At 62.3% G+C, this 16,851-nt stretch carries 9 protein-coding genes; 6 read left to right on the forward strand and 3 right to left on the reverse strand.

Going from position 1 to position 16,851, the window contains the following annotated elements; genetic code table 11:
* Positions 1 to 119: 119 nt before the first annotated feature.
* Positions 120 to 2,252 (reverse strand): tetratricopeptide repeat protein, encoded by a 2,133-nt coding sequence (locus K0B96_RS03330; RefSeq protein WP_220163845.1) that lies wholly within the window; start codon positions 2,250 to 2,252, stop codon positions 120 to 122.
* 340 nt (positions 2,253 to 2,592) lie between these two features.
* Between K0B96_RS03330 and K0B96_RS03335 the strand changes: the two genes are divergently transcribed.
* From K0B96_RS03335 to K0B96_RS03350, 4 genes are all read left to right on the forward strand, one after another.
* A complete protein-coding gene (locus K0B96_RS03335; protein ID WP_220163846.1) occupies positions 2,593 to 3,255 on the forward strand; it encodes an HAD family acid phosphatase in 663 nt (220 codons plus the stop codon).
* The gene (locus K0B96_RS03340) at positions 3,252 to 4,187 is read left to right on the forward strand and encodes an ROK family protein (RefSeq protein ID WP_220163847.1); all 936 of its coding nucleotides are present in this window, start codon (positions 3,252 to 3,254) and stop codon (positions 4,185 to 4,187) included. Before K0B96_RS03335 ends, K0B96_RS03340 begins: the two co-directional genes overlap by 4 nt.
* Before the next feature lie 102 nt (positions 4,188 to 4,289).
* A complete protein-coding gene (locus K0B96_RS03345) occupies positions 4,290 to 5,327 on the forward strand; it encodes a protein kinase domain-containing protein (protein ID WP_220163848.1) in 1,038 nt (345 codons plus the stop codon).
* Complete coding sequence (locus K0B96_RS03350) at positions 5,324 to 6,979, forward strand: tetratricopeptide repeat protein (protein WP_220163849.1); 1,656 nt, start codon at positions 5,324 to 5,326, stop codon at positions 6,977 to 6,979. Before K0B96_RS03345 ends, K0B96_RS03350 begins: the two co-directional genes overlap by 4 nt.
* Before the next feature lie 199 nt (positions 6,980 to 7,178).
* On the opposite strand, the gene K0B96_RS03355 is transcribed toward K0B96_RS03350, so the two are convergent.
* Positions 7,179 to 10,097, reverse strand: coding sequence for a histidine kinase (locus K0B96_RS03355; RefSeq protein ID WP_220163850.1), 2,919 nt, complete (start codon positions 10,095 to 10,097; stop codon positions 7,179 to 7,181).
* Between the two features lie 756 nt (positions 10,098 to 10,853).
* Here K0B96_RS03355 and K0B96_RS03360 point away from each other — a divergent pair.
* A complete protein-coding gene (locus K0B96_RS03360) occupies positions 10,854 to 12,869 on the forward strand; it encodes a heparinase II/III domain-containing protein (protein ID WP_220163851.1) in 2,016 nt (671 codons plus the stop codon).
* 46 nt (positions 12,870 to 12,915) lie between these two features.
* Entirely contained in the window at positions 12,916 to 14,703 is a 1,788-nt protein-coding gene (locus K0B96_RS03365) for a sodium:solute symporter family transporter (protein ID WP_220163853.1), read from the forward strand.
* Between the two features lie 64 nt (positions 14,704 to 14,767).
* Here the strand turns inward: K0B96_RS03365 and K0B96_RS03370 are convergent, their stop codons facing one another.
* Positions 14,768 to 16,768 carry a tetratricopeptide repeat protein gene (locus tag K0B96_RS03370; protein WP_220163856.1) on the reverse strand — a complete coding sequence of 667 codons (2,001 nt, stop codon included), beginning with the start codon at positions 16,766 to 16,768 and terminating at the stop codon, positions 14,768 to 14,770.
* Positions 16,769 to 16,851 lie beyond the last annotated feature (83 nt).

The following is a 16,851-nucleotide window of genomic DNA, read 5'->3' on the forward strand; positions in this document are numbered from 1 at the left end:
AGCGCGCCATCGGCCGACCCCGGCGTAGGCCGATGGCGCTTGCGCCTTGCCGATCTTGGCTCCGGGTCGCGGGATGGCGATTGACGCAAGAAAGGGCGGCTGATGCCGGAAAACGACGGCTAGTCCGCTTCGTCGACCGCTAGTTTCCTTTCACTATACACGGTGCGCAGCACGATCTTGCCGCTATCGGCCAATGGCCGAAGACCTTCGTTTCTACCCATGGCGGTGTCCACAAACAGTTCGTCCCACAAATGGAGCAACTCTTCCCACTCGGCCCGACTTCGCAGGTGAACGCCCGCCAGGAGCTTGGCCGCTTCGGGGTGAACGATTTCTCGGGCGCTGGAATTTGTCGCGTCGATGGTTTTACCCTGCGCTTGGGTCGCTTCCTGAAAGGCGGCAATATTGAGCACTGTCGCCAGAAGGATTTTTGCGAAAGGATCGTCCGGTTGCAATTGCACCGCTTTGGCAAACGCTTCGCGCGCTCCAGCGAAGTCGGCGTCGCCTAAACTCACTTTGCCGATGGCGCGCCAAGCTTGCGCTTGGTGGGGGTCGAGCGCGACTTCTGCACGCCAGTCCGCGAGCGCGCCGGCGCGATCCTGCAGGAGATAGCGAATGTTGCCGCGCGCGCCGAGCGCCACCGCGGCGAGATCGGGCGAGGCGTATTTCACCGTGGCTTCGGCTTCGACCAAAGCGTCGGGAAGGAAAACCATTGTACGCAAAATACTGGCGAGGTTGAAGTGCGCCACACCATGGCCGGCCTCAAGTGCGATGGCGGCCCGAAATGCCGGAATGGCACGGCGGTAGTCGCCGGCGTCGCTATAGATGGAGCCGACGTTGCTCTGGGCGTCGGCGTACTTCGGGTCGAGTTTCAGGGCCTGTTCGTAGGATTGCAGCGCATTATAGAGATCGCCTCGACGGCGATACTCATTGCCCAACTCCTTCCACTCACGGGCGGTCGCCGCAGGGCGATCGAGCGTTGCACCTCGGGTCGCTTCAATCAAATCGTCGGCGCCTTCCTCCAGCTGGAAGGACGCGACCGGAGCCATCGGGTCGGCGGGGTGATGCAGCAGCGCCATCGACGCATAGGAGTTGGCCTGTTTTTGCGCCGCGCGCCGCAGACGAGCGCGGCCGCCGTCAGCTCGGATTTGGTCGGCTTTATATTGATAGAGTTCGCGCAGGGCATCCATCGCCTCAAAATTGTCCGCGCCCGTCGCAACGGCGGCTCTCTCGTCTTCCGTCCAGCTTAAACCGGGTGGATGAAGGCCCTCTTTCCTGATCGCCGGCGCGTTTTCGAGTTTGTACAGACTTTGCGCCCGCAACGCCAGCGCCACGGGGGTGCGTTTCAATGTCACACTGCGGGTGAAGTCGCGTTGCGCGGCATTCCAAAAGTACGCATCGGAGGCGGTAAAATTTTGGACTGAGTCGGGTTGGGGGAGCGAGGAGCCGGGTGCCTCGATGGCTTTGCTCTTGGGTTTGGTGAAGAGATCGCCGAAGCGGAGGTAGTAGCGACCCCGCTCCAGCCAGGCGTCGGCGTCGTCGGGGTTTTGCGCGATGGCGGCATTGCGGCGCGCGCCGTCTGGCGAAAAGAATTTTACGACCGCGAACTTTGGGTCGAGTTTGAGGACTTCGGCCCAGGTTGTCTGCGTATTCTCCAAGTCACCCTTTTGATAGTAGGCGAGGCTGAGAGCGACATAGGCGTCGCGCAAAATTGCACTTTCTTTGGGAGCGCGCGCTTTTGCATCGAGTGCGTCCGCCAGCGCCGCGTCAGGCCGGTTGAAATAAAGGTGCACAAGCGCGCCGACCAGGCATTGGCGAGCGTGACGCGACTCCCAGCCTTTGCCGCGCCGCGCCTCTTTCATGGAGCGATTCGCGCCGTCCCAATCTCCCGCCCGGAGTTGGTCCCGGGCTTGGTTTGTCCGGATCATCGCCTCTCCGTTGATGAGAGTTTTATATTTCCCATCGTAAATCTTAAAGCGCATGGCGTCGGCCAAATACCAATCCCAGGCAGCATCTTTCCACTGCTTAAGCTTCTCATAAACGAGCGCCCGCTTCTGGTAGGCCAAAGCCAATTGGTAGTAAGTATATTGTGCCTTGTCTCCGACGTCGGTTTCCTTGACCTGCCTTTGCAAGGCGTCAATGGATGCCGTCTGTTCTTGAAGTTGCGTTTGCAGTTGCTGAGACGTCGGAGCGTCGGCGGCACGCACCATCGGCGCGCCGAGAAGCAGAGCAGTGACGAGAACAAAAGATTTCATGGCGGCGAGCGTGACCATTGCGAACCGGCTGTTCGCGCGGGAAAATTCCGTCGCCGACGCCGCTAGGCGCGCCAAGGAAGCTGAAGCAGACGTGAGAAAGACCGGACCGAGTCGGATTTTAACCATTTAAACGGACGGTGTAGGTTGGGCGCAGGGCGTTGGCGAGACGTACCGGGCAATTGAATGAGTGGAATCTCTGGAGTCGCACGGAGGGTGCGAAGGCTGCGTGTCCCTTTTGTTGTTCGAGGCCGGAGCAAATCCGCCTGGGGGCCCGCAATTCAGTCGAGGCAGGCCGAAACACGTTTGTGCTGCCGACGATTTGGTCTCAGCGTGGCCGCGCATGATTCGTCGTTTATCCCTCACCCTGGCTGGTGCGCTGGCCGTTTTCTTGGCCGGCTGTGCGACGCCGACGACGGAGCCGCTCAACCTGACGACGGCGAAAAAGGCCGTGGTGGGATATGTGGAGTCGGGTCAGTATGAGCGCCAAGTGCAAGCGGTGGCCACGGAGGCCGTGCGGACGGTGGAGGCACGGGTGGCGCGACGCAGGGCGGGGGAAAAACTCGCGGTGGTGTTCGATATCGATGAGACGATCATCTCGAATTTGCCGCACATGCGCGCGATGGATTTCGGTTATGTGCCGAAATTGTGGGACGCGTGGGTCGATCGCGGGGAAGGTCCGGCGATTGCGCCCGTGGTCGAGGTGTATCGCACGGCGCGGCGTCTGGGCGTGGAGGTTTTCTTCCTCACAGGTCGCCATGAGTCGGACCGTCCGGGCACGTTGAAGAACCTGGCGGCGATCGGCTGCGGTGACTTTCGAGAACTGATCTTGAAGCCGCCCGGGACGAGCCAGACGACCGGTGAGTTCAAGACGGCCACACGACGGCGGATCATGGAGAGCGGCTACGCGATTATCGCGAATATCGGCGATCAGGTGAGTGACCTCGAGGGTGGGTTTGCGGAGCGGACATTCAAGCTGCCAGGGCCGTTTTATATTGTGCAATGAACGACATCATTGGCGTTGATATTGGCGGGACGAAATGCGCGCTCAGCGTGCCGGTGGGCGACGGGCGCGTGGAAGAAGTGGCCCGATTCGCGACGACGGACGTGCGCGCCACGCTGGAGCGGATTTACGCGGAGATCGCGAAGCTCGCGCCAACGCGGGATGCTGTATTCGGCGTCTCGTGCGGTGGACCGCTGGATGCGAAACGCGGGTTGATTCTCTCGCCGCCAAACTTGCCGGGATGGGATCGCATCGCGATTTGCATGGAGTTGACGCAGCGATTCGGCGGGCGTGCGTTTCTGATGAACGACGCGAATGCGTGCGCGCTGGCGGAGTGGCAGTTTGGCGCGGGGCGCGGCTGCCAGAGCATGATGTTTCTCACCATGGGTACGGGGATGGGCGCGGGCCTGATTCTCGACGGCCGACTGTATGAAGGCGTCACAGGCAACGCCGGCGAAGTCGGACACCTCCGCATGGCGCCCGACGGGCCGGTCGGTTACGGGAAGACGGGATCGTTCGAGGGATTTTGTTCGGGTGGTGGGATCGCGCAACTCGCGCGCGAACGGGTGCGGACATGGGCAGGGCAGAGCCAGTTGCAAACGCTCCCACGGGAAGAAATCACGGCGCGCGCGGTGGGCTTGGCGGCGGAAGCGGGCGATGCTCTGGCGCTGGCGATCTGGCGCGACGTCGGAACGCGGCTCGGCGAGGCGCTGGCGTGGTTCATCGACCTGCTGAACCCGGAGCGAATCGTGATTGGGAGCATCTATGCGCGGTGCGAAAAGTTCCTGGTGCCCGCGATGAACGAAGTGATCGTAAGAGAAGCGTTGCCGGACAGTGCGCGCGATTGCCGAGTTGTGCCCGCCGAGCTCGGCGACGAAATCGGCAGCTACGCAGCCGTAGCGATCGCGCGGTATCATGGCGCGAGGACGAGCTGACACTTCGGTGCGATGCATTCCCACTACAAACAACAAAGCCTGACCTCTTCTCCGTTAACTTGACCTCTTCTCCGCTAACTCACCTCAACTACCAGTCTCTGAATGAGCAACCTAGCTAGCAATCTCGTAGGGCATGACTTGAACGGTTGGATCGTAACTAAGAAAATCTCGAAATTCGGCGGCACGGGCGGTGCATTTTCTTCAGCCTACCTTGTCCAGCATAAAGACGGGCGCGATGCATTCTTGAAGGCGATAAACATCGGGTATGCGATGAATATGTTTTTGCCCACGGGAAAGAGGCGAAATGAGATACTGCAGGACATAACCGAGAATTTTGAGCATGAGGTCGATCTGCTTGAGGCTTGTGACACCAAACGTCTTGATCGCGTGGTGGTTGCCATAGAAGAGGGCGAATATCGCCACCCTAGCGATCCATACTACATCCCCTTTTTGATCTTCGAGCTGTGCAAGGAAGGAGATGTTCGGCGTCACCCAAAGATGGCCGCCGCTGGGGTGACGTGGCCGCTGCGAGTGTTCCACGAAGTCTGCGTAGGCCTAAAGCAACTCCATTCGATCAACATCATCCATCAAGACCTAAAACCATCTAACGTGCTGATCGCGGCAGGCACAAAAGCAAAAATCGCCGACTTGGGTCGCGCTACCGTTTCCGGTTCACGCGCGATGTTCTCTGGTGCTAATCACTGGGGCGACACGGACTACATGCCCATTGAGTTTCACTATAATCACTTCGAGCCTGATCCCACAGTTCGGCAGAAGGCGGCAGACTTTTACATGTTAGGAGGGGTATTGGCATTTCTCGTCTGCAAGATTAATATCTTCAGCTTGATTTTGACTAAATTGCCGGCCGCTTATCATCCGATGAACTGGACCGGTGGGTTTAATGCTGCTCTACCGGCGCTTCACACTGCCACTATTGATGCGGTTGCCGACATCGTGGCGAGCTTGCCGGACGTAGTTAAGAGCGACGTTAGGGAGATGATACTCTTTCTCTGTCACCCCGAACCATTGAAGCGCGGGCATCCCAAGACCGTGATTCAAGCCAGCGGAGACCGGTATTCTATGGAAAGAATTGTCACGACTGCTGACCGCGTCGCAAACAAGGCGCGGCTGATCCCATGAACCAAGGTCTCGGCGACAAATATGTCGTTCCGCAGTGGCTGCCGTTCAGGGTGGCATCTCAAACCAGAGAGCTGACGACGTTCCCTGTCCCTGGGCCGGTGATTGACTACGGTCCTGCGAGGATCGCATTTCAGGAATCGTTAGATGATTTTAAACAGGCCCCATCTGTTTTCGTAGGCACAGAGCTGATGGGCGTCGCGGATGTCATCGGACTTAAGACATCTGCGAAGTGGCTTGCGGAGTATGTTTTGACTGAGCCGATAGCTGGGAAGGTTGCGCACGGACAGGCCCGGCGGATTCTTGGGGAGGTCGCCGTAAGTCAATTGAGCGAGCGTGCCGCCATCCAAAGCAGAAAGGCCCGATTGCAGGACTTTCCACACGACGCGATCGCGTGGATCGAGCAAGCGAGATTGTACACGATCCTCGGCCAAAGGAAAAAAGCCGAGAGGGCGATCAAGGTGGGGGTGCACTTAGCGCCATCTAACCGTTTTGTTATTCGTGCCGCAGTGCGGTTTTATATTCACTACGACGAGTGGGATGAGGCTCTCCGTGTCGCAGCGCGCGCGCACGCGATCAATCCAGACCCATTGATTTTCGGTCCATTACTGAGCGTTGCGACTTATTTGAAAAAAATGCCGAAGAGCACCAAAGCGGCCGGAGAAGCCGCGCTAGCGGCGGACAAGCCTTTCGTCTTTTCTGAGACCTTGGAGGCCATAGGTACGCTGGAGGTGTTGAACGGGGCGGAGCAGCGTGCAAAGAAATTCTTTCGGCATGCTTGGGTTGATCCGACTAAATCCGTCATCGCGCATAGTCAGTGGATTCTTCGCGAGCAAATCCCGGGGCTGGCCGCTGATCGTAGGTTCGACTTCACTCAGAGTAACGAAGCCTTGGGTTGGCTGCGCTTCGCGTTTTTAGATTTTAAGGGTGCGTATGCCTCAAGCACTGCATGGGCATTGGAAGAACCTTATTCAAAATCTCCTTACGTCTTGGGGACCATTGCTGGATGTCAGGCAGAGCGATTCGACCTCGCGATTGAAGCTGGTGAACGTGGCCTCGGAGCTAATCCCAAGGATTCACTACTTCTAAATAATCTAGCCTTCGCGTACCTTAGAAACGGCGATGCGGTTTCAGCTAGAAAACACTTTAACTCGATTAAGCACCTCGCGGATGCGCCAGAGGAAATCGCCCCAGCTGCTACATATGGACTACTACTGATGGCGGAGGGTGCGCAGATTAAGGGTCTAGAATACTATTCGACCGCTATTGACCGCGCGGTGAAATGCGGCAACCGGAGACTCGCGTTGCGCACGACGTTGAACCTGATTATCTCCAGACTCGATACTGCAAAGACAATAGACCCGTCGGTGCTTCGAAAGGCGATGGAGACTTTGCCTCAATATCAAGACCCCGGATGCCTAGGCGCTGCACGGGCAATAAATCGGCGACTACAGGCGGCCACGTTCACAAGTTCTGTCGAGCTGGGGACTGTAGCACGGGAATTTCGGGACTCTGTGGAAAAAGAATCATCGCGATACCTTGCTGCAGTTCAGGGGCGTTTTATTGACGTAGTCGCAAGAGATCACAGCCCGAAGACGCACGATATCCTCCCGCTCGAATCGCCCAACAGAGAGCCCGAATTATTCTCAAAGTGACTACGGAGAGGTTGTAGAGTTCATTCGTAAGCTCTCGACGGTTTTCGGGCTACTGCGGCCAGCTCACCGTTCCTTCGCGCCGTCGTAGCGGATCGCGTGACCGGCGGAGTGTCGGGCGTTGTTGAGGAAGCGGATGGAGAGGTGGACCCGTCCGTTGGACAGCGGATGGATAGATTAAGTTATGAGAGACAAACGCTCATTAGGTGCCTTGGCGACGCACACAAGCTCGCGCCTGATACCGCGCGAGACGTTCCCGCAGGTTTTTCAGGCCGATGCCCAGCGAGGGCAGCTCCGGGGGCTTGCCATCGGGCTCGATCCACAGGCCGGTGTTGGAGACGAGCAGGTCGATGGCGTCGCCCGCGCGCCGGACTTCGATTCGCACCCCGATGCGATCTTCGCTGGTGGCGTGGCCGTATTTGATCGCGTTCTCGACCAGCGGGAGGAGCAGGAAGTGGGGTAGTGGCATTTTTTCCAGTTCGGTCGGGCAATCGATCATGATTTCCAGCCGATCGCCCCAGCGGGTCTTTTCGATCTCGAGGTAGGCGCCGAGTTGCCGCAATTCCTCGCCAACGGTGGTGCGCTCCCGCTCGTCGTCGCGGTAAAGCGTGGTGCGGCAAAACTCCGACAAGCGGGTCAGCATCGAACGCGCGGCGCCTGCGTTCGCCGGCAGCGTGGCGTTGAGCGACGCGAGCGCGTTGAAAAGAAAGTGCGGGTTGAGCTGGTAGCGGAGCGTCTCGAGCCGGGCTTGTTCCTCGGCCAGGCGCGCGGCCGTCTTCTGGTCGAGCTCGAGCTTGTGCAGGCGCGCCAACTCCTCGTTTTGCAGGAGGAGCGTCGCGGTGCGCTCCGCCACGACTTTCTCCAAGACCTCGGCGCGTCCCCGCAGTTGGAGCGTGCGGAGGTGGACGATCCCGCCGATTCCCGCCGCACCCAACAGGGCGTAGCCGCACCAGGCCCAGGGCTTGCGCCACCACGGCGCCAGCCGCGTGAACGCAAACACCGCCTCGCTGCCCGCGCGTCCCGCGTCGTCGCGCGCTTGCACCCGGAATCGAAAGGCTCCCGGAGGCAGGCTGGAGTAATCCCGTCGCGCCCCGTCCCCCCACGCCGACCAGTCGGAATCGATGCCGTCCAAACGGGTGCGATAGGTCACGTTGACCCGCCCGTTGCCGTCCGTCTGGAAAAACGGAGCCGCGAACGAGAAACGCACAGACTTCTCGTTCGGACCCAGCGTGCCGCCGGGGACTTTCCCCGCGCCACCCCAGACGACGCGGCCCGCGGCCGTCTCGACGCGCCGCACGAAGGCGGTGGGCGGAGGCGGGATGGCCCCGTGCCAATCCTTCTTTGTCGCTGCGATGCCCAGATACCCGATCCACCAAGCGTCGGCGGCCGGGTCGTCACCCACCGCCGTGGGCCGGATCGACTCAAGTCCATTGCGTGGCAGTGTCTCGAATCGCCAGGCGTCCGGACCCGTGCGGCGAGCGAGGGCCGCCGCGTCTTCGATCCGCGTGTTGGCCATCCAGAGCGATCCGTCGGCCAAGGGAAACGCTCTCGACCACCGGCTCGGGTCGAGGCCCGCGATACGATCCTCAGCGCGGAAAAGATCCGTGGCGGGATCGTGGCGCCAGATGCCCTGCCAGTTGCATGCTTCCACGCTTCCGTTCCATGCGAAAATCCACACGCGAAACGTCGGCTTCTCCGCCTCCGGCAGGCCCCGCTCCGGGCCGATACGCTCCGGTTTCGCGTCGAGACGCACGCCCCCGCGCCAGTCCAGGCGCACCAGTTCCAGCCGGTTGCGCGTGCCCCACAGCCAGCCCGCTTCGTCCTCGACGAGTGGATATAGTGGCATGCGCACGCCCGGCACCTCGGCCTCGAAACGCCAATGTCTGGTGCCGTCGGATCCAGTCTCCTGGCGATAGAGCAGCAACAACCCGTCGGGTCCGGTGCTCGCGACGAGGCGGTCGGGCTCGCGCCGCAGCCGCAGCGCGGCGCGGAAACCCAGCCGCCGCTCATCGATCATTTCGACGCGGCCGTCCGACTTGAGCAGCCGGAGGTTGTCGCCCGCCACGATCAGCCCGTCCTCGGTCGGCACCAGCGCCCAGGCGTCCATCCCGCCCTGCGGCAGAAGGGTGAATCTTCCGTTCGCCTCGTCCCGCGCCAGCACCCCCGTGGTCGTAGCGGCGTACAGGTGGCCCTGATAAAACGCAAATGCCTCCACCCGCCCGTGCAGATCCGAGGGCGAGACGTGCAGCGAGGTCGGCCCGTCGAACTGGGCGCGGATTACCCCGCCGTAATGCGTTATCCATACGCCGCCATCCCTGTCGGGTGTGAGCGAGGAGATCTTTCCGCTGGTCGGCACATAGCGGTCGTCACGGCCGTAACGGCTCAAGATGTGGCCGGCGGTGTTTACCAGCAGCAGACCGTTTGCGTCCGTCCCGAGCAGAAAGACACCGTTGCGCACCGGGCAGCCGGCGGTCACGCGGTCGCCCGCCAGCGCGTTGCGCACCTCTTCTGAGACCAGCCGTGCCGCGTCTCCGATCCAGTTGTGCAGACCATCGGCGCACACGATCCAAGTCGCGCCATTCGCTCCCGGCCAAAGCGAAACGATGCCCGCTGTTCGCACGGCGCCTGAGGCCGGGACTGGCCTGGTCGCCCCGGCCTCGATGCGCCAGACCCCGGCGCGCGTGACGAAATACGGTCGGCCGTCGTGCGTGAAGAGAGAGGTGCAGCCTCCGTCGATCGGCATCACCGTGACGCGGTCGCGGACGTCCACCCGGACAATCGCCGGGCGCAGGCCCTGCGTGGCGAACCACGCGTCCTCGCCCGTCAGGACCAGGTGCAGGACGTGCCCGACCTCACGGTAGGCGGCCGGTAAATCGCCCTGCAGCAGGCGTGCGACCAAGATGCCGTGTGGATCAGGTTCCAGCAGGCCAAAGACGCCGGCGCCGGAGAAAAAGACCCGCCCGGACGCCGTCACCGCGACGTTATGCACGATCATGCCCTCGGTGCCTCGAATCAGTCTCCAAGATACGCCGTCATATTCGATCAGGCCCTCGATCGTGCCGACATACACGAGGCCCGCCGGATGGAGGGCGACCGCTCGCGTATGCGGATTGGTCGGCAAATCCCTTTCCGTAAAAGCGCGAATGATCGGCCCGCCGGTGTCCCTCGCCAACTGGACCTCGCTCCGCCCCGTCGCAACGAGAAGGGCGGCACCGGCTAGCAGGTTAATCGCCCATTTATGATGGGCGGATGTCTGTCGCGTAATATCGCGTCAATCAAGGACGTAATGCCATTTTAGGTTGAACGAAAAACCCTCGGTAAAGGCAGAGATCCGCCGGTCTTGACTTCCCACACTACGCCGCGGAATGACCAAGGCCAGGCGCGCGGGCAGCGAGAGACACCTGTCTTGACTCGTGATCCTCCGCCGGAGTGCCTGTGCCACGGCGGACGGCGGAGGCGAGCGGAGACAAAAGCCTCACGGCTTCCGCTACGATGAGCGGACCTACGCGCTCGCCGCGTAGAAAAATGGCATAGGGGAACGAAAGTCTTACGGCCTCCGTTGCGGGTGAGCGGGGGCGATTCGCGCGAAGGCTTCGGGCTCGCGGCAGACTACAGGCGGTAAGGTCTCTTTCAAACGAAGGATCACAGACAGGAATGCCGATGTTACAGTGAGAGGCGGGTTGATTATTCCGGAAGAAAGATCGGCGCGGGGCACTTTTGGCGATGACAGGCGGGAGTCGGGTCGTAGGGTCGGCGCGGGCGACAGCGGATGAACCGGTGCCGTCCCGCGCAATTTATGAAGCAGACTCGCAGAAACTTCCTGCAAACGACTTCTCTGCTCGCGGCTTCGTTGCCGCTCTCAGCCCGGCTTTCCGCCATGACTACCCCCGCTTCTTCCTCCGCTGCGGCGCCCGCAGGGGCGCAACGCGGCTTGCTGTTCGACGACGCGGATTTGCCGCGCATCCGAGCCAATACCACCGATCCGCGTTTTGCGGCGCTTTGGCAGTCGATGCTCGCTGCGGACATGGCGGCCGACACCGATTTTCTCGAGCACCATGTGCGGCTGCACAATCACGTCGTAGATATGTTGCACGTGCAAAAAATTCTGGAGCGCGCGTCGTTTATCTACGTCGTGAATCGCGATCCGGCGCAACTGAAGCTCGCACGGCTGGCGATCCGGCGGCTGTTGGATTATCCGGATTGGGACAACTTCATCGAGGGCGGGCGGCAGATCATTGGTCTGCAGCGCGCGCCGGAGGCGACGGTGGCGTTGCTCTTTGCGATCGAGTGGCTCGGCGATGGGTTGAGCGCGGCGGAGCGTGAGGAGATCGAGCAGGCGGTCGTGGCGAAGGGCGTGCCGGCGAGTTACACGAGCGTGTATGGGATGAAATATCCCGACCGCGTGAAAGGCTGGGAATGGAATCCGCGGAGCGAGGTGGATGAGTTTCGCTATATCGATTTGAAACGCTGGCCGTTGATTCTCGCGGCGACGAATTTACGGATCATCCCGACCGGGGCGCTCGGTATTGCGGCGTGCTATTTTCACGACCGGCTGCCGCAGGCGGCGGGATGGCTGGAGCTGGCGCGGTCGAGCGCGAAGTCGTTTTCGTCGATGTATGGCAGCGACGGCAGCTACGACGAGGGCGTGAGCTACTGGGGCTATACGACGTTGTTCATGGCGATGTTTGCCGAGGTGTTGTGGCGCAAGACGGGCATCGATGACCGGTCGTTGATCAACTACCCGGGCACCGTGCGCTACGCGTTGAGCATGACGATGCCGACGATCGACAGCGGGCTCAAGGTGCAGGATTTCCAGCACGTGAAGGGTTACATGATGCCGACGGTGAAGCCGGAGCACGACATCGTGAACTTTGGCGATGCGAACGGCGCGGTGGATGTCTCGGTGGCGGCGTGGGTCGAGCGCACGAAGCACGATGCGGTGGCGCAGTTCGTGGCGCGCGACATCGGTGAGGCGAAGTTTCACTTCGGGATGATCTGGTATGACGCCGGCGTGAAGGCAGCGGCACCGGAGGCGGCGTTACTCGATCACCGCATGAGCAACGATCTCGTGGTGTCGCGGACGGGCTGGGCGGCGGAGGACAGTGTGCTGGCGCTGCGCAGCGGCGGACCGGCGAATCATGAGCACGCGGATCGCAACAGCATTATCTTCAAAGCGCATGGGGAGCGCTTGCTGCACGATCCTTTTCGCGCGGCGTATGTGCGGACCGATCCGCGCTGGCTGCTGCGGCTGACACCGGCGCATACGGCGGTGTTGATCGACGGCAAGGGCCATCAATATCACGACGGCAGCGAAGGCACGAACGCGTCGTGGGCGTTTGCGCGCGTGATCGATTTCCGGACGGGCGAGGGATGGATGACCGTGACGAGCGACGCCACGGATGCCTACGCGCTCGTGAACGAAAATGTGCAGCGGGTGCAGCGGACGCTCGTGTTTCTAAAACCGGAAGTCGTGGTGATCTTCGATCGCGTCGCGATGAAGGGAGCGCCGCTGACGGTGCAACTGCACTTTCAGGCGAACAACGAAGATTTGGGCGCGAAGGTGTCGGCGTCCGGTTCGGAGTTTCTGATCGAGCGCCCGCGGGCGTCGTTGCGCGGTCGCGTGGCGGCGGCGGGCGCGGTGACCGTGGCAACGGACAAGCTCCCGCTCGCAGAGAAGGACGGGATTTACCCGTTTGCAGCGGTCGAGTCGGCGGCGGCGAACGAACACGAGATCGTCACGGTTTGCACGGCGCGGCCGAAGGGCGAGGCGCACGGCGACGTGCGCATCGTGCGCGACGGTGGGGCGTGGCGGGTGCAGGGCGAGCACGGCGGCCGACGGATCGATGTGCGGCTGGCGGCCACGGGCGACGGCGCGCCGGCGGTCACGCTTTGAGGCGCGGGCGCGATTGAGCGGTTGGTCCGGCGGTTAAGTTATATCCATGCCAAGCTTCAACACGGTAAACGGGATCGATTACGTCCTGATTGCACTGTATTTCGTGATCGTCATCTGGGTCGGCTTTTACGCGGCCGGAAAAAACAAGGGGACGAACGACTTTTTCAAAGCGAGCGGGCAGGTGCCGTGGTTCATGGCGGGCGTATCAAGCTGGGTGTCGGGTTTTTCGGCTTTCATGTTCGTGGCGGCGGCGGGCTACACGTATAAGCATGGGTCGGGTTCGCTGCTGCTGTTTACGTCGGCAGTGTGGGGTTACCTGCTGGGGTATTTCTATTTTGCGGCGATCTGGCGGCGGGCGCGGATCCAGGCGCCGCTGGAATTTTTGACGCGGCGGTATTCGCCTTCGACGACGTATTTTTATACGGTGACGGCCATCGTGCCGCAGGTGGTGGGCATCGGGCAGGGGTTGTATATTTTGTGCATCTTCATCTCGGCGGCGCTGGGTTTTGATCGCGAGGTCTTCCATCTTTTCGGGCTCCCGCTGACGGGCCTGCAACTGAGCATGCTCGTGGTGGGCACGGTGATGATTGTTTACAGCGTGGTCGGCGGATTGTGGGCGGCGGTGCTGTCGGACGCGGTGCAGGGTGTGATCATCCTGACGATGTCGGCGATGATTCTGCCGATCTCGATGGCTTATCTGGGCCACGGCGGCGGCGTGATGGCGGGAGTGCATCGGCTGTTCACCGAGTTGCCGCGCGAACTGGTGGTGCCGAGCGGCGAGCCGGTTGATCCGTGGTTTCTGGGATCGTTTATTCTGGCCTCGTTGCTGGGCTACAACGTGGCGTGGCATTTCGCGCAGCGTTACAACAGCGTGCCGACGGAGCGGGATGCGAAGAAGATGGCGATGCTGGGCGCGGTGTTGTCGGTCATCGGGCCGGTGGCGTGGGTGCTGCCGGTGATGGGCTCGCGCTTGATTTTTCCGGACATGCACGCGTTGTGGCCAAACTTGAAGGCGCCGGAGGAGGCGTCGTTTGTGAGCCTCGCGATGTTCCTGCTGCCGCACGGCATGGTGGGCTTCGTGGTGGCGGCGATTTTGTCGGCGACGCTGGGGCAGGCGAACGACGCGTTCAACTGGCTCTCGGCGGCGATCACGAAGGATGTTTACGTGCCATTGCGCCGGCGCTTCACGAAACGGGAGACGTCGGACAGGCACCAGATGCGAACGGCGCAAGTGACGATGTTCATCATCGGCGTGACCGGGGTAGTGCTGGCGTTTGTGATTTCGACGATGGGCGGCGCGTTCGATTTTGCGTTGAAATACTATTCGCTCACGGGACCGGGGTTTTCGATGCCGGTGGCGTTGGGTTTGATCTATCGGAAGACGCCGTGGTGGTCGGGGATCGCGTCGTGCGTGGCGGGGTTTACGGCGGCGTTTGGGTTGCTCGCGATCGACGCGTTTCCGGAGCACGTTTACGCGCGCAACATTCTGAGTGCATCGATCGCGTCCACGGTGGTGTTTGCGATTTCGGCGCTGTGGTGGAATGCGCGCGATCCGAAGAGCGCGCCGGCGATCGCGCTCGACCGCGATTTGCGGACGCCGGTGCCGGAGCCGGCGGGACCACAGGGCCACGGCGCGCTGGGAGTTTATGCGGTGATCGGCAACATCAGCCTGCTCATCGGCGTAGTGCTGCTCGCGTGCTGGTTTGTGCCTTCGACCGAGGTGGCGCCGGCGACACTGAACGTGGTGGGCGGCGCGATCCTGATTGCGGTCGGGTTCGCGTTGCGCTGGGTCGCGCGGCCGACGAAGGCGGACGTCGCGGCGAACGGGAAGTGATGGCGCCGTCGCGCCGTGGGGCGAGCGAGGCGACGCGCGGGCGGCCCGGCGCAGGGCGGCGCGATTACGGCGCGGGTGGCAGCAGGGCGGGGCTCAAGCGCGCTGCGGTTTGGAATTGGTAGTTCGCCTCGGCGGTGCGCCCGAGGCGGTGCAGGACGCGCGCGAGATCGAGATGCGCTTCGGCGTTGTCGGGCAGCAGGCGGACGACGGTCTCGAGCTGGACGGCGGCATCCGCGAGCTGACCGGCTTGCAACAGCGCGCGAGCGTAGGTGCCCGCGAGTTGCGGGTTGTCGGGCGCGAGCGAGACGGCGCGCTCAAAATGCGCGCGAGCGGGCGCGAAGCCGGACGTGAGCATGATCGCGATGCCCCAGTTCAGCTCGGCATCCGCGAAATCGGGGCGCAGGTGAAGGGCGCGTTGGAAATGCGGGATTGCTTGCGCGGCGCGATCCAAGCGAGTGAGCGCCTGGCCAAGATTATTTTCCGCTTCGGGGAAAGCGGGTTGCAGGCGCAAGGCCGACTCGAAGGCAGGGACAGCGTCGGCGGCGCGATCAAGCTGCAGGAGGACGGAACCCAGGTTATTGAACGCTTGGAAATAACGCGGCTCGAGTTGCACCGCGCGCTGGAGGTGGGGCAGCGCTTCGGAAAAGCGTCCCAGCCGCGCGAGGTCGTCGCCGAGGCTATTCTCCGCGAGGGGATAATCGGGGTGCAGACGCAGCACCGTCTCGACGAGCGGCAGAGCATCGGCGGGACGGCCTTCGTTGGCGTAGATGACCGCGAGGTTTTGATACGCGAGCCACGCGTCGGGATTTCGCGCGATCGTCGTCTGGTAGAGTGTGGTGGCGTCGCGATACGTGGCGCATTGCCGCCAAGTCAGGACGCCGAGACATGCGGGGAGAGCGGCGAGGAGCGTCCGGCGGGCCGTGGCGGGCCAGCGGGTGGTGATTGACCACAGCGCGGCGGCGAGCAAAGCGAAGACACCGAGGCTGGCGAGGTATTGAAAGTGGTCCGCGACGTAGGAAAAGAGGAAGGGGTAGACGTTGACGAAACCGAGGGCGGGGAAAAGCGTGCCGCCGAAAAGGAGCGCAGCGGCGAGCGGCGCGCGCGTGCGGCGGCTCGACCACACCAGTGCAGCCAGGAGGGCGAGAGCGGCGAGGAGTGAGAACCAGAGTTCGGGAGCGGACACGTGGATGGACCAGCGCGGATAGATGAAGATCAGATCCGCGGGCCAGACGAGTTTGCCGAGGTAGAACCAAAAATTGCGGCCGGCGAGGAGAAGGCGGGCGGTGAAACTGAGGGCGAAGTCGGCGCCTTGCGCACCGATCAAGGTGCGTTCGACGTGGGCGGTAAAGAGGCCGGCGGCGGCGCCGCAGAGGAACCACGGGAGGAGCGGGCCCACGTCGCGGCGCAAATCGAGGCGGCCGCGTTTCCACCAGAGCACGACGAGGAGGGCGGCGGGGAGGGTGGCGGTGACTGTTTTGGTGAGGAGCGCGCCGACAAACCAGAGGCCCGCCCAAGCGTAGGACGAGCGCCGGCGATCATGGTCGAAGTCGAGGTAGGCGAGGACGCCGAGCAAATAGAAGATCGCGGACAACGTGTTCTTTTGTTCGGAGATCCAAGCCACGGATTCCACGCAGACGGGATGGAGTGCAAAGAGCACTGCGGCGAACCAGGCACCGGGCACGGCGAGGCGGAGCAGCACGCGGGCGAAGAGGCAGGCGGCGGTGGCGTGGAGAGCGATGTTGGCGAGATGGTAACCGAGCGGTGCCGCGCCCCAGAGAAGATGCTCCAACCAGAATGCCGAGTGCAGCAGAGGATAATATTGCTGCGTGGCGCCGACCTCGAACCAGATGCGAAACAGGCCGGCGAAGGATTGCAGGTCCGCGCGGGTGACGTGGCCGTCGTCGTCCCAAATAAACCCGCTGTGCAGGGCGGGCAGATAGGCGAGCAGCACGGCGAGCGCGAGGAGCGCGCAGGCCCAAGCGGCGGGTTGAGTGCCGGTGGCAGTGGCGGCGGTCGGGTCGGCGGGGGCGGGGGCCGCGGGCCGGCGGGTTCGGGCGGAGGCCATCGCGGGGGGATTAGGAGGAGCGGCGCGGGCGTCGCGACACTTTTTCGCGGGCGGAAGGAGCAAAAAAAAACGCCGCCACCGGG

The organism is Horticoccus luteus (assembly GCF_019464535.1).
GTDB classification, from domain to species: Bacteria; Verrucomicrobiota; Verrucomicrobiia; order Opitutales; family Opitutaceae; genus Horticoccus; species Horticoccus luteus.

Coding starts and splice junctions, on each gene's coding strand:
- K0B96_RS03330 (WP_220163845.1), bottom strand. CDS start 2,252: ATGAAATCTTTTGTTCTCGTCACTGCTCTGCTTCTCGGCGCGCCGATG.
- K0B96_RS03335 (WP_220163846.1), top strand. CDS start 2,593: ATGATTCGTCGTTTATCCCTCACCCTGGCTGGTGCGCTGGCCGTTTTC.
- K0B96_RS03340 (WP_220163847.1), top strand. CDS start 3,252: ATGAACGACATCATTGGCGTTGATATTGGCGGGACGAAATGCGCGCTC.
- K0B96_RS03345 (WP_220163848.1), top strand. CDS start 4,290: ATGAGCAACCTAGCTAGCAATCTCGTAGGGCATGACTTGAACGGTTGG.
- K0B96_RS03350 (WP_220163849.1), top strand. CDS start 5,324: ATGAACCAAGGTCTCGGCGACAAATATGTCGTTCCGCAGTGGCTGCCG.
- K0B96_RS03360 (WP_220163851.1), top strand. CDS start 10,854: ATGACTACCCCCGCTTCTTCCTCCGCTGCGGCGCCCGCAGGGGCGCAA.
- K0B96_RS03365 (WP_220163853.1), top strand. CDS start 12,916: ATGCCAAGCTTCAACACGGTAAACGGGATCGATTACGTCCTGATTGCA.
- K0B96_RS03370 (WP_220163856.1), bottom strand. CDS start 16,768: ATGGCCTCCGCCCGAACCCGCCGGCCCGCGGCCCCCGCCCCCGCCGAC.